The sequence below is a fragment of the Desulfurococcus sp. genome (genome assembly GCA_026626905.1).
GTDB lineage: Archaea > Thermoproteota > Thermoprotei_A > Sulfolobales > Desulfurococcaceae > Desulfurococcus.
The window spans coordinates 13,130-25,516 of the sequence record JAPNUX010000004.1 but is presented as its reverse complement, the minus strand read 5'-3'; the positions used below and the strand labels follow the sequence as shown (position 1 = coordinate 25,516).

The window sequence follows — 12,387 nt, the reverse complement described above, 5'->3', positions numbered from 1 at the left end:
CACTACCTTCTCAGTTAGATAATTCCAGCTATAAGAGTAAATAAGATGCAGGCCTTGATATCACCATCCAGGTGGCTTACCGTAATGGAGATTATAGCTGTATCACTTAGGAGACTAGGTGAGAGCGAGCTAGCATTCATGGAGAAGGCTCTAGCAGGTGATGCTAGAGTTCTCGTGGCAGACGCTGAAACCATTAGACTGCTCCAGAAGATGAAGCTGCTTAAAGCCCTGGGGGGTCTTGAAGTAGTAGTTCTGGGAGGGAGGAGGCTTGAGGAGAAAGTACTAGAATTAATCTCAGTTTACACTCCTTCCAAAGCCTACGTATGCGATGAGAAGGGTTCTCTCACAGCTTTAACAGTGATACTGGAGAAGCTGCCGATACCTATTGTAAAGTGCTAGCAGCATTATCCTTTAATATGTATTTCAATTATATCCTTGTCTTCAACAACATGGTCTAACCCGACTTTCTCGCCAGGGTAGTGGACGGATCTCCCCCATACTCTAGCATACTGGAAGTTTCTCACGAAATCCTTGTGTATCTCCTCAGCGACATCTCTAATAGTCGCCCCTCTCCTGAGTACTAGTGGCTTACTGGAGGGCTGAGTGTTAGGTGACTTAGTGTAGACTCTCACTAGTTCTAGCTGCTTGAAGAGGGCTTCCCCCACGCTCTCCAAGCCTACACCTTTTAGAGCTGAGCCTGCTAATACAGCCGGGATACCTCTACCTCTAATAGCATCGGCGACTTGCTCCACGCTGCCTGCTTCATCGATTTTATTAATGAATACTACTGTAGGCTTATAGACTATGCTCCCGAATAATGCTTGCTCGATGTCGTCTAACTCTACCTCACCATATATCTTCACGTGAGCATTGTACACTCTGTACTCTTCTAGCAGCCTGCGTGCATCATCGAGAGTTGCATTAACCAGCCTACCCATTAGAGTAAAGCGTATCCCGCGCCCCCCGCTCCTGTAGACTTCTACAACTACTCTTCCACGAGGCTTAGTGACTAGTATACCCGACTCCTCTAGTATCTCTAGTGTCTCCTCGAGCTCACCTAGAGGGTTGCGTGCAGCATCTAGGACTATTAGGAGTCCATCAGCATTTCTAACAAGCCCTAGAACCCTGTTGAGCATCCTGCTACTCCTAGCGAGTGGCGGCGAGTCTACTAGCTGAATATAAATATCCTCGTACTTCAGCATGCCTGGTACAGGTGTCACTGTAGCGTAAGGGTAGTCAGCTATAATAGTCTTGGCGCCGGTAAGCCTGTTTACAAGCATGCTCTTACCAGTATTAGGCGGGCCTGCTACAACAACCTGAACATCCCCGGCTTTCTCTACGAGGAAGGATACTCCACGCCCAGCCTTCTTCCTCTTCCTCTCCTCAACCTCCTCTCTCAGCTCTGCTAGCCTCCGCGTAGCCCATAGTCTAAGCTTCTCTGTACCCTTATGCTTAGGCACGCTGGATAGAAAGTCTTCTAGAGCTTTAATCTTCTCCTCAGGGGTTCTAGCCTCAATGACTTTAAGCCATTTAGCTTTAGCTTCAGCCGGTAGATTTGTCACCATGCTGGGAGACCCCTGTGTAGTCTAGTAGGCTTCTAGTTCTCGAGTGTTTAGCATGCTTAACAGTATACCATCCTGGTGCAAGCTCTCTCAGCAGCCCCCAGCTCCTCCTAACGTATACCGGGGGCTCCGGCATACTCGTGTAAGCTGTAGTCAGCCATCTTCTTGAAGTAGGATCGCTAGGGTATCCTGAGCCTATTTCACCAGCAATTAACTTAAGTGCTCTAATACCGTTGTCTCTGAACACCTTGGCTACTATGCTTGCAGCTGAGACAGCAGGGTACTTAGCGTCAGCGTCTGGCTCTACATGTACCTCAATGCCACCGTAGACTCTCACTGCGCACTCCTCGAGGAGCCTCCCATAGCCTTTAACTTCATCCACGTATATCTTTACAAGGCTGTTGGAGGATTTCAGCATATGGCTGTATGAGAGGAGTTCTAGTAGACTGCACATCACAGTGTACTCTAGTCTATTCATATTACTCGAGTCAACTAGGTGTGGTGCAACGTAGACAGCTGCGATGTCAACACCTCTAGACACGATCTCCTGTAGCAGCATGCGTCTTCTAGAAGGACTAATAGCTTTACTATCCTTTAAGCCGATTCTAGAGAGCTCTTCGAAGACGCTTCTAGGGGCAGCCACGCCGGCTATAACCATGTCTCCTATGAAGGGGCCTCTCCCTGCTTCATCAATACCTATCTCTACAATCAGCCTGCCGCTCACTCTTAAACCCTGCCCGCCTACCGCCTGATCCTCCTGGGTATAGTGATCTTCACCATTGACTTGGATCGAATGCTCTCAATGCTGGCCTCCTCTGGTACTACATCCTCTGGTAGCTGTAGCTCAAGCCTGTAGTACTTGAACCCAGTAGTCCTATGCATGCTCCACCTCTCGAATCTCACATCACTTCTCAGCCTGCACTCTAAGCTGAGCCTCCGCCCTCTCAAGTCAACTGAGAGCACGTTGAAGTCGGCCATCGGCATGTCTACTACTATCACGTATCTATCCGTGTACTCGTATACACTATACAATGGCTCAATGAACTCTCTCCTCGTGGTTTCCAGCCTGCTAGCAGACTCCTCTAGGCTCCTCACTAGCTCTCTAATCCTCCTAATGAACTCATCAAATGGCTCCAAGCTCATTCAACCAGCCCCCCTCTACGTGTACATTAAGGGCATTCTAGCCTCTAGATCCTTACTGGTTCTACTCATAGCATCCCGTGTCTGCCTCATTAAATCGCGTAGCCTGAGCTTTAATGCTTCAGCTTCCTCGAGTAGCTTATCCACGCTGACCTCGAAGCCTATGATCCTCGAGAGAACCTGAAGGCCGATGGCAGCTGACTCTGGATCCGGTATATCGTAGAAGGATTCAACGAATATTACTAGGGCATTTAAACTCCTCTTCTTAGCCTCCCTGATCAGTGTAGCATAGGCTCCTGTTATAAAGCCCTCCTTTAACTCTTCTACTTGAAGTCTACTGATATCTATCCACTCTCCTATCGGGAGAACAAATACCCCGGGCTTCTCTAAATCCAGCCTGTTTGGCACGGCAATACCTGTGACAGCTAGTATGCTTTTAACACCCAGGCTACTCGAGTACGATAGTACCGCGTCAATCAAGGATGCAGTGGCATCCGGTGGTAGAGGTACCTCGGAGAGTACTAGCATCACGCTTCGACTCTCCAAGCGGTAAATCTGCACAGGGCTTAAAGCCCTGCCATCATGCACTACTGAGATACTGTGGAGTTGCGGTAGATCTACTTCTCCAGCAAGCTTAAAGCCCTCGTGGACGACGAGATGCCTGCCGATAATTGATGACACGAGACCTGTGTCAGGGAAGCTGAGGACCAGGTGGTTCACGGGCTTGGAGGCTCCTTCAGGATACTCGTATATTAATACATCCTGAAACCTAACTGTTCTAGCAGGCTTCACGCTCATAATCTAGCTCAACCCCTAGATCCAACTAATTAATTCCTAGATTCAAAGGGTTTAATAGCAGCTTCAACACGGAACTGTAGATACGAGTATATAAGGGCTTATCAACCTTGAATTCAGGAGAGGTGTAGTATCGTGGATGGATTCTTTGAGAACCTAGAAGCATGGGTTAAAAGGCAGGATGCTGTTAAAGAGATGTTTAAGAAGGCTGAGTTAAACTACGAGAACCTGGATAGACTAGCTCTTATAACTCTCTCGAGAGCAGCATTCCAGCACATCAATAAGACTATAGAGGCATTCGACCAGTGGCTGAAGGATCCAATGATAGCCAGCCACATGCCTAGAGAAATGCTTGTTGAACTCTGGTCTAAGCTGAGAGTCATACTCTACGAGCTAATAGACCTAGATATAGAGCATACAAGCAAGTTCAGCGAGCACTTGAAGAAGCTTATGGAGGATAACGCCTTGAATCCTCTCTTCATGATCGAGAAGGGGGAGAGGGAGGGCGGGAGGAGGGTTTCACCGACAATATAGCCTAGGCTCTCCTCCTAGCTTTTACATCCACCTCTACATCGAAGGGTGCAATCTTAGGTTTAAGCTCATTGAAGAGATTCTTCAAGACTTCAGCATCGCTGATGATAGTAGCGTGTGTTTCAAGAAACTCTTTTCCAAGACCTGTTGCAACCAGCTTCCTTTTTGCATTAACCTCAACGAAGCCCAGGTACTTGAGCATTGTTAGATCGTTGAGGAGATCCCTGCTGGAGGGGTTCTGGCCTAGTAGCACGAAGCTATAGCCTAAGTCATACCCGCTCTGCTTCATTAAGTATGCAAGGTTCACTAGCGCCTTCTCGCTTATCCCACTGCCACCGTTAAGAGATACCAGGTATAGTAGCTTGACTGCTCTAGTATTCCTCTCTAAGTCGTGGGGTGTAACAACCTGTCTAGCTATGATTTTAACCTCCTTGCTCTTCTCGCTACCAGCCTCCTGCTGAGGCTTCTTCTCGGCTTTCGGCATGACGATGCCACCTGGAGTTAGAGTTCTAAAGGGTTATAGAGGATTCTAATCCCTTAAATAAGGTTTCAGCTAGTAGTATTCAAGCCAGGCTTCCACAAGCTAGGAGGATTGAAGTGTCCTTCTTACTTCTTCAATACTATAACCATTCATCAGCATAACTACCGCCTTGTATCTTGCGAGCTCAGCTATACTACCACCCTTATACTGCTCTAGTAGGCTGCTTAGGAAGCCTGTGAGAGCCTTGGGGTCGGAGGGTTTAAGGCTATCCATGATGATGGTATCAAGGGCTTTAAGCACCTCGCTGACACGCTGACGGTACTGCACGCCGCCTGCCTCCAGGAGAATGTAGATGTGGAGTATAGCTGATAACAGTACTATTAGCTCAAGCAGCAGCTCGTCTAGAGGCATACCACCGTAGAGTACTAGCGTTGAAGCAATACCCAGCGAGATGCCTGCAGCTGTGAACACGAGCCCGGCTAGAGTATTAAAGTAGTAGGCTACAGCCCCCGCGGCAAGCACTAGGATTGAGAGCACGCTCGGCGGCTTGAACCCGGATAACAGTGAGAGAGCCTGGAGGGAGACAGCCATTACTAAAGGTATTGACAACTGGATTTTCTCCCTTACATACGATCTTCTAGCTGCCTCCGCGAATACATCAAGCCTCTCTGAGACCTCGTTGAGAAGCACGTATGCGTCTAGAAGACCAGCTCCACTATCCAGTAGCATCTGGAGCTCTCCTATTAAGGCTTGAACATACGTGTAGGCTTCTATAAGCCCCCTGCTAGCAATCACTGGTGCTCTCACACCACTCAGCTTTAACCTTGCTCTCCTAAGGCCTCCAAGCCACTCCTCCGGTACCCCCCGCTCCCTCAACTTGGATTCAAGAACCCCTAGATCCCTTAAGACAGCGCTCACCACAGGCCTTGAAGCTTCACTCAATACTCAACCCTCGTTAAACCCAGGTAAATCTATAAGCCTGGTAAAACACTAATAGACTCCAGGATTAATATTCATATGGCTTGAAGCCTGCCTCCACAGTGATGAAGAGTAGATCTGAGGCTTCAGGGGCTGAAGCCCGTGAAGAGTTCAGCGGTGCTGAAACCTAGTTTAAACCAGCTTAAACGGCTTAAATGGAGACTGAGAATATTATAATTATATAATAGTATTGAGGGTGAACCCTGATGAGTGGTATACGTGTTGAAGCCCCAACTCGTAGAAGAATAAGTGTTCACAGCCATATAATGGGGCTCGGGCTCGACGAGAAGGGTAGAGCTAAGCCGGTGGGAGATGGTCTTGTCGGCCAGACCGAGGCGAGAGAAGCCGCTGGGATAGTTGTCAAGATGATTAGAGAAGGCCGTATAGCCGGTAGAGGAATACTGCTGGTCGGTCCCCCAGGCACAGGTAAAACAGCCCTCGCTGTAGCTATTGCGAGAGAGCTAGGCGAGGAGACACCATTCGTAGCTATGAGTGGAAGCGAGATATACAGCACGGAGAAGAAGAAAACTGAGATCCTCATGGAGGCACTTAGAAGATCCCTTGGCGTGAGGCTGAGGGAGGTAAGAAAAGTATACGAAGGAGTGGTAAAAGATTTAAAGGTCCGCAGGGCAAGACACCCCATGGTCCCCTATCTTACAGTACCCGTGGAGGCTAGAGTAGTCTTAGCCACCAAGGATGAAGAGCTCACTCTCACAGTGCCCGAGGAGGTCACACAGCAGATTCTCGAGCTAGGAGTACGTAAGGGAGATGTAATCTGGATTGACGCTGAGACAGGTAGAGTTCACAGAGTCGGCCGTACAAGAGAAATCGAGGGGGCGAGAGCATACGATGTTGAAACTAAAAGGGTTGTCGAGATACCTAAAGGACCTGTAAGGAAGGAGAAAGAGATAGTAAATGTTCTAACACTCCACGACCTGGATACAGTGTACGCGGCGCAGAGGAGTGTAAGCCTGCTAGGCTTATTCATGGAAAGAGAGATTCCATCAGAGGTTAGAAGCCAGGTTGATGAAATGGTTAGAAAGTGGATTAGCGAGAGGAAAGCGGAGATAATACCCGGGGTACTCTTCATTGACGACGCCCACATGCTGGATATAGAGGCATTCAGCTTCCTTACTAGAGCCATGGAGAGTGAGTTTGCTCCAATACTAATACTGGCGACAAACCGCGGTGTAGCCAGGATTAGAGGCACTGACATCGAGTCACCTCACGGGATCCCACTAGACCTCTTAGACAGGCTGCTGATAATACCTACAAGACCCTACACGCCGGACGAGATCAGGGAGATTATTAGGATTAGAGCTGAAGAGATGGAGATAGAGCTATCTAGTGAAGCCTTAGAGAAGCTTGTTGAAATAGGAAGCAAGACAAGCCTCCGCTACGCTGTACAACTACTCGAGCCAGCGAGAATTATAGCAGGAGATAGAGGCTCCAGCAGAATTGAAGTTGAAGACGTGGAGAGAGCGAGAAAACTCTTCATAGATTCCACAGTGAGCACCGAGTACTTAAAGCAGTACGAGAAGCTCTTCCTAAAGTAGCTTTAATTTCTTTTAAACCGACATCCAGCTGCATGGTGTGCTAGCGTGGATGTTCTAGCATGGCTTGAAGAGTGGAGTCGTAGAACCCCTAGGCATAGCGACGGCTCTATACTAGGCTCCATGACAACCCAACCCCACCCTACTGCTGTTAAAGCATTCACAGAGTTCATCCACGTTAACGGTAATGACCCAGTGGTATTTCCTGTTGTAAGAGAAGCCTTAGAGATACTTGTTAAAGGTGTAGGCGGGTTAATTAAAGCCCAGCATGGACTCTACACGTCAGGGGGCACGGAATCCAATATACTCGCCCTCTACGTTGCAAGGAAGCTTAGAGGAGGCGAGACCAATACTGTTGTAGCTCCTTCAACAGTCCACGCTTCCGTGGATAAAGCCTGCGCTCTCCTAGGATGCAGGCTAGTTAAGATACCTGTTGATCCATTAAAGCCTGTGGATCCAGCTGTACTCGAGGAGTACGTGAGGAAGTACAAGCCCTTCGCGGTAGTTGTGACAGCTGGTACTACTGAGACCGGAGTAGTGGATCCTGTGAGAGAAGCCGGGGAGTTGGCGGAGGAGTATAATATATACCTCCACTTGGATGCAGCCTATGGTGGGCTGCTGATTCCATTCCTCTACAGGAGGGGGTATTTAAGCGTCGACTTAAAGATGTATCCAGGGGTTTCAAGCATCAGCGTGGATATGCATAAGAATGGAGGTAGCCCTATACCTTCAGGCCTACTCTTCTTCTCCGAGGAGAGGCTTCTCGAGGAGGCATGCTTCAACATGGATTACATGCCTTCAAGCCGCTCCTGCGGGCTGCTGGGGACTAGGCCTGGTGGTGCTATTATAGCTGCTGCAGCAGCCTACATGGCTACTGGTGTTGAAGGATACGAGAAGAATGCTGTGGAAATGATGGAGAACTCCCTCTACCTCTACAAGGGTCTCATAGAGGTGCCGGGTCTAGTAGCCTACAAGCCTATTCTACCAATCAACGTCTTCAAATCCAGCTTGTACAGCTATGAGGAGCTGCTTAGAATGCTGTTCGAGAGGAGGCTATACCTGTATAAGTCGCCGTCCCTCAAGGCTCTACGTGTTGTTGTAGCACCACATGTAACCAGAAGCCACCTGGATAAGCTAATTAATACTCTAAGAGAGATACACTCGCTGTAAGGGTGTATAGTTTTTGGTGAACCAGGGTGAAGTATACGCCTCTCTCACCAGCGAGGACTTCAGAGTACTCGCAGCCATAGAGAAGAGTATTGCTAGAGGCAGAGAGCTAGCTCCAGTTGAAGTTATCGAGAAGATAAGCGGGATCCACGAGGATAAACTAGCTTTAATTCTCAGTAAACTCCACCAGCTGAAACTAGTGAGAAGAGGCTGGATAGCTGGTGTTAAAGCCTACAGGCTAACCTACCTAGGCTACGATATGCTTGCCTTTAAAGCCCTCGCGAAAAGCAATGTACTTGAGGCTATAGGGGATAGAGTAGGCGTAGGTAAGGAGAGCGAGATATACCTCGGGCTAGCGCCAGGTGGAGTAAAAGTAGCTGTAAAAGTCTTGAGGATTGGGAGGACAAGCTTCCGTAAGACGAAGCGGCTGAGATCCTGGAGTACTATTAAACCAAGTGCATCATGGTACGAGGAGTCGAAGCTTGCTGCTGAAAGAGAGTTTAAGGCTTTGAAAGCTCTTTCAGGTATAGGGGCTCTTGTCCCGGCGCCACTGGGATTCAACAGGCACGTAGTGGTCACAGAGTATATTGAAGGAGTTGAACTCTACACGCGGCCAGAGCTAAGCGACCCCGGTGGAGTGCTGGGCTTGATAGTCGATACTATTAGAAAGGCCTACAGGGATGCAGGCATAGTACACGGGGATCTAAGCGAGTACAACATTATTGTATCGATCGAAGCTGAGAAACCATACATTATTGACTGGCCCCAATACGTCTACCGCGATGATCCAAACGCCCTTGAATTACTTAGAAGAGACGTCTACTACATCACCAGGTTTTTCAGCAAAGTCTACAAGGTTAACGTGAACCCCGAGGAGGTCTTCAGGGAGATTGCCTCGAGGTCTTAAAGACATTTAAGGTGTTAAATACTACTAGGAGTACTAGGTGGTATCATAGCGTCCACAGTCATGGGCGTTGACATAGAGCCCGGCTCATCCCCCGGCAGCGGGAGGCAGCCACGGTACTCGGTAGTTATACTCAGGGATGGGGAGATCATAGCATCCTTTGAATCAATCGAGATACACAGGCTGCTGAGGCTGGTATTAGAGTACCATGTTGATACAATAGCAGTTGACAACGTGTACGAGCTAGCACCCTCCGAGTCATCTCTTAGAAGACTCCTAGAGCTACTCCCCAGCGGGGTTAAAGTAGTACAGGTTACAGGGCCTCCCGGCTCCACAAGGAGCATGGGCGAGATTGCCAGGGAGCTAGGGGTTTCAGCACCTCAAACCCCGCTTAAAACAGCCTACGTGAATGCTCTAGCAGCCTACAAGGGTGTAGGCTCCCAGTTAAAAATATTCTCTGAGAAGACGAAGATAGTGGTTACGAAGGGGAGGAGTGTTAGCCAGGGCGGGATGAGCAGGGATAGATTCCTCAGGAGTATAAGAGCAAGTATAATCCAGGCGACAAGGGATTTAAAGCGGGTTCTAGACGAGGAGGGGTTAGACTACGATATGATGTTAAAGAAGAGTAAGGGGGGTTTAGAGAGAAGTGTCTTCATAGTTTACGCTCCACGGGAGAGGCTTTACGGTTTAGTCAAGCCCTTCAAGTACAAGAATGTAAGGATTATTGTTAAACCCTACAGGAGTAGAAGACTCTTTACAGATGAGAGGGAGCTGAGAAGGCCTGTTATAGTAGGCGTTGACCCGGGGATGAGTGCGGGTGTAGCAGTAATCACTTTAGACGGTGAACCCCTCCTCGCTGTAAGCGTGAAGAACCCTGATAGAGATGAAATAATTGAAGCGGTAGCTAAGCTAGGTAAACCTGTTATAGTAGCAGTAGATGTCGCTAAGCCCCCTGAAACAGTCGTTAAGCTGGCAAGCATGCTCAACGCTATACTCTACACTCCAGAGCAGGATATCAGTGTTGAAGACAAGAATAGGATTGCAAAGGAGTACGCTGAAAAGTACTCTCTAGATATACCTGACTCCCATGCCCGGGACGCCTTAGCGGCAGCTGTGAAAGCATACAATAGCTACAGGAATACAATTGAGGAGGTTAAATCAAAACTTGCATCAATAAGAGGAGTCGATAAGTACTCGCTGATAGCAGAAGTCTTGAAGGGCAGGCCTCTCAGCGAAGTCCTCGAGGAATACTTTAAGAGAAGCGTGGCACACGAGCAGCCTGTAGTAGAGTGGAGGAGAGAGCAGCCGGCTCAGCAGGGATGTAGTAAGCTAGTGGAGAGCGTGAATGCTCTTGAAGCACTAGTCCGGAGGCTCTTAGAGGAGAAGGAGAGGAGAGAGCAGTACATAAGGGATCTAGAGTTAGAGTTGAAGCTAGCCCGCTCCAGGAAGCCAGGGATAGAGGAATATGAGAGGAGAATAAGCCTGCTTGAAGCAGAAGTAGAGGCCCTCAGGAGGAGAATTGAAGATAAGGATAGCGTTGTGAGAGAACTCTACAGTAAGCTGCTGGCACTTGAAGAATGGATCGTGGAGCTTGGACGCGGCGAGCTCCTACTACTACCTAAAGCAGGGGCTCTGAGAGAGTGGAAGGGGGCTGTAAAAGGCGTCTACATGGAGAAAGCCTGCAATATACCCAGCGAGCTAAAAAAGATGCTGGTGGAGTCAAAGGGCTTTATAGTCTCACCGATAGTGGAAGTAGACTCCTTAAAGGAGAGAATACCTGTGGTTAAACCCGTAGTAGTCCATGAAGTCGGAGACTACGTTCTAGTAGATAGGGGTGTTTCAGAAAAGGCGGGAGAGCTCTGGCGTAGGATAGAGGAGCTGGAGGAGATTGAGAGGCGTGAAAGAATACTCAAGATGATCGAGGAGTACCAGAAGTCTAGGTTTAAGACACCACTCTCCTAGTACAGTGTCACCTGGTCGTTGATTATCAGCTCTGTAATCCTCTTGATGTTAGATAGCTCTCTGTCAACTATACTGCTAACATCGCTCTTAATGTGGCTGGGTATATCGCTCATAGAGGAGTTATCCGGCACTAGCTTCACGCTAGCTATGAGCGGCTGGTCTATTGGCTTACCGATCTGGCTGAGTAATTCAACGTAGACGTCGGAGAACATCCCATTGTACTCCCTGTATATCTTCTCAGCGATGCTTTTAGCAAGCACATTATAGATCTTACCGACATGGTTGACTGGGTTCTTTCCAGCAGTAGCCTCCATGCTCATGGGTCTTAAAGGTGTTATCAGCCCGTTAACCCTGTTCCCCCGTCCTGTAGCACCATCGTCTCCGTGCTCAGCTGACGTGCCTGTAACAGTCAGGTAGAAGCTGTTCTTCTCGGGGATGTCGGCTGTATTAACGTTTACTTTAACATTGTAGTCAGGTGTTATCCTGCTTGCTAGCTCGAGGACTGCTTCAGCTATATCTTCTTTAACTTTAAGGTACTCGTATTTATCTCTAACCTCCCTGTCCACTATGGCTGCAGCTACTGTTAGAGTAATCTCTTTATCCCTCCTTAAACCCATGATTTTAATGTCTTCACCTACAGCAGGGATCTTAGATTTTAATTCAGGGCTGTTCAGCAGCCGCTCGGCTTGAAGCACTAGGTTCTCTAGTGGCGTGAGGGGAGCGTAGCCTATACCCATACTTGTATCGTTCGCTAAGGGTATCATGGACTTACCAGCTTCAAAGACTGTTACAAGGTCAGCGCTACCAGGTCTAACCATGTAGTCGACTATAACATGGCTTTCAGGGTCAAGGTACCTCATGTTCTTCTTAATCCACTCCTTGACGGATTCAACGATGATCTTACCGAAGGGTACTCTCACTTCTCCATCCTCGACTCTAACTCTCGTGGTCGCTCTACCCGCGACTATAATGTATATTGGCTCTAAGACCACGCCGCCACCGAACCTCGGGTTAGACTGGCCTCCCACCAGCAGGGTTTTATCGAGATTATGGTGTAGTATTGTGCCAAACTCCTTCAAATAGAATTTAGAAAGAGCTTTTGAAGCAGCCTCACTGGCAGCATCAGCAATGTGGTCTGGATGCCCAACCCCCTTTCTCTCCACTAGCTCAACCCTCATTTTACCCGCACTAACTGTTCTCAGCAGCTCCACCTCTATATGTCTCCTCGCGGACACAGGGTAACCCTCCTTGATGGTTTTAATCAAGAGTATAACATGTTAGAGAATTTAAGTCTATATCCTCGGCTAAGATGCC

Annotated in this window: 13 protein-coding genes and 1 pseudogene; 7 read left to right on the top strand and 7 right to left on the bottom strand. The window is 48.4% G+C overall.

Annotated features, from left to right (window positions below; genetic code table 11):
- The first annotated feature begins 84 nt into the window (after positions 1-84).
- Positions 85-399 carry a hypothetical protein gene (locus OWQ48_03935; GenBank protein MCY0868365.1) on the top strand — a complete coding sequence of 105 codons (315 nt, stop codon included), beginning with the start codon at positions 85-87 and terminating at the stop codon, positions 397-399.
- Positions 400-404: 5 nt separating this feature from the next.
- Here the strand turns inward: OWQ48_03935 and OWQ48_03930 are convergent, their stop codons facing one another.
- The 4 genes from OWQ48_03930 to OWQ48_03915 are packed head-to-tail and all read right to left on the bottom strand — an operon-like array spanning position 405 to position 3,500.
- A complete protein-coding gene (locus OWQ48_03930; GenBank protein MCY0868364.1) occupies positions 405-1,565 on the bottom strand; it encodes a TGS domain-containing protein in 1,161 nt (386 codons plus the stop codon).
- Positions 1,543-2,286, bottom strand: coding sequence for a ribonuclease HII (gene rnhB / locus OWQ48_03925; GenBank protein ID MCY0868363.1), 744 nt, complete (start codon positions 2,284-2,286; stop codon positions 1,543-1,545). Before rnhB ends, OWQ48_03930 begins: the two co-directional genes overlap by 23 nt.
- Before the next feature lie 17 nt (positions 2,287-2,303).
- The gene (locus OWQ48_03920; GenBank protein ID MCY0868362.1) at positions 2,304-2,705 is read right to left on the bottom strand and encodes an Hsp20/alpha crystallin family protein; all 402 of its coding nucleotides are present in this window, start codon (positions 2,703-2,705) and stop codon (positions 2,304-2,306) included.
- A 15-nt stretch (positions 2,706-2,720) separates the two neighbouring features.
- Positions 2,721-3,500 carry a PAC2 family protein gene (locus OWQ48_03915; GenBank protein ID MCY0868361.1) on the bottom strand — a complete coding sequence of 260 codons (780 nt, stop codon included), beginning with the start codon at positions 3,498-3,500 and terminating at the stop codon, positions 2,721-2,723.
- 132 nt (positions 3,501-3,632) lie between these two features.
- Here OWQ48_03915 and OWQ48_03910 point away from each other — a divergent pair, with 132 nt between their 5' ends.
- Complete coding sequence (locus OWQ48_03910; protein ID MCY0868360.1) at positions 3,633-4,031, top strand: DUF2153 family protein; 399 nt, start codon at positions 3,633-3,635, stop codon at positions 4,029-4,031.
- A gap of 1 nt (position 4,032) precedes the next feature.
- Here OWQ48_03910 and OWQ48_03905 read toward each other — a convergent pair whose 3' ends face one another.
- Positions 4,033-4,512 (bottom strand): hypothetical protein, encoded by a 480-nt coding sequence (locus tag OWQ48_03905; GenBank protein MCY0868359.1) that lies wholly within the window; start codon positions 4,510-4,512, stop codon positions 4,033-4,035.
- Positions 4,513-4,611: 99 nt separating this feature from the next.
- Positions 4,612-5,451 carry a hypothetical protein gene (locus OWQ48_03900; protein MCY0868358.1) on the bottom strand — a complete coding sequence of 280 codons (840 nt, stop codon included), beginning with the start codon at positions 5,449-5,451 and terminating at the stop codon, positions 4,612-4,614.
- Positions 5,452-5,693: 242 nt separating this feature from the next.
- Between OWQ48_03900 and OWQ48_03895 the strand changes: the two are divergent.
- From OWQ48_03895 to OWQ48_03875, 5 genes and pseudogenes are all read left to right on the top strand, one after another.
- Positions 5,694-6,764, top strand: a pseudogene (locus OWQ48_03895) (RuvB-like domain-containing protein).
- Complete coding sequence (locus OWQ48_03890; GenBank protein ID MCY0868357.1) at positions 6,744-7,043, top strand: hypothetical protein; 300 nt, start codon at positions 6,744-6,746, stop codon at positions 7,041-7,043. Before OWQ48_03895 ends, OWQ48_03890 begins: the two are co-directional and overlap by 21 nt.
- Positions 7,044-7,088: 45 nt before the next feature.
- Positions 7,089-8,210: an aminotransferase class V-fold PLP-dependent enzyme gene (locus OWQ48_03885; GenBank protein MCY0868356.1), complete on the top strand. Its 1,122-nt coding sequence runs from the start codon at positions 7,089-7,091 to the stop codon at positions 8,208-8,210.
- Positions 8,211-8,226: 16 nt separating this feature from the next.
- Complete coding sequence (locus OWQ48_03880) at positions 8,227-9,114, top strand: serine/threonine protein kinase (protein MCY0868355.1); 888 nt, start codon at positions 8,227-8,229, stop codon at positions 9,112-9,114.
- Between the two features lie 60 nt (positions 9,115-9,174).
- Positions 9,175-11,073 carry a DUF460 domain-containing protein gene (locus tag OWQ48_03875; GenBank protein ID MCY0868354.1) on the top strand — a complete coding sequence of 633 codons (1,899 nt, stop codon included), beginning with the start codon at positions 9,175-9,177 and terminating at the stop codon, positions 11,071-11,073.
- Here OWQ48_03875 and OWQ48_03870 read toward each other — a convergent pair.
- Complete coding sequence (locus tag OWQ48_03870) at positions 11,070-12,308, bottom strand: methionine adenosyltransferase (GenBank protein MCY0868353.1); 1,239 nt, start codon at positions 12,306-12,308, stop codon at positions 11,070-11,072. The genes OWQ48_03875 and OWQ48_03870 overlap by 4 nt on opposite strands.
- Between the last annotated feature and the right edge of the window lie 79 nt (positions 12,309-12,387).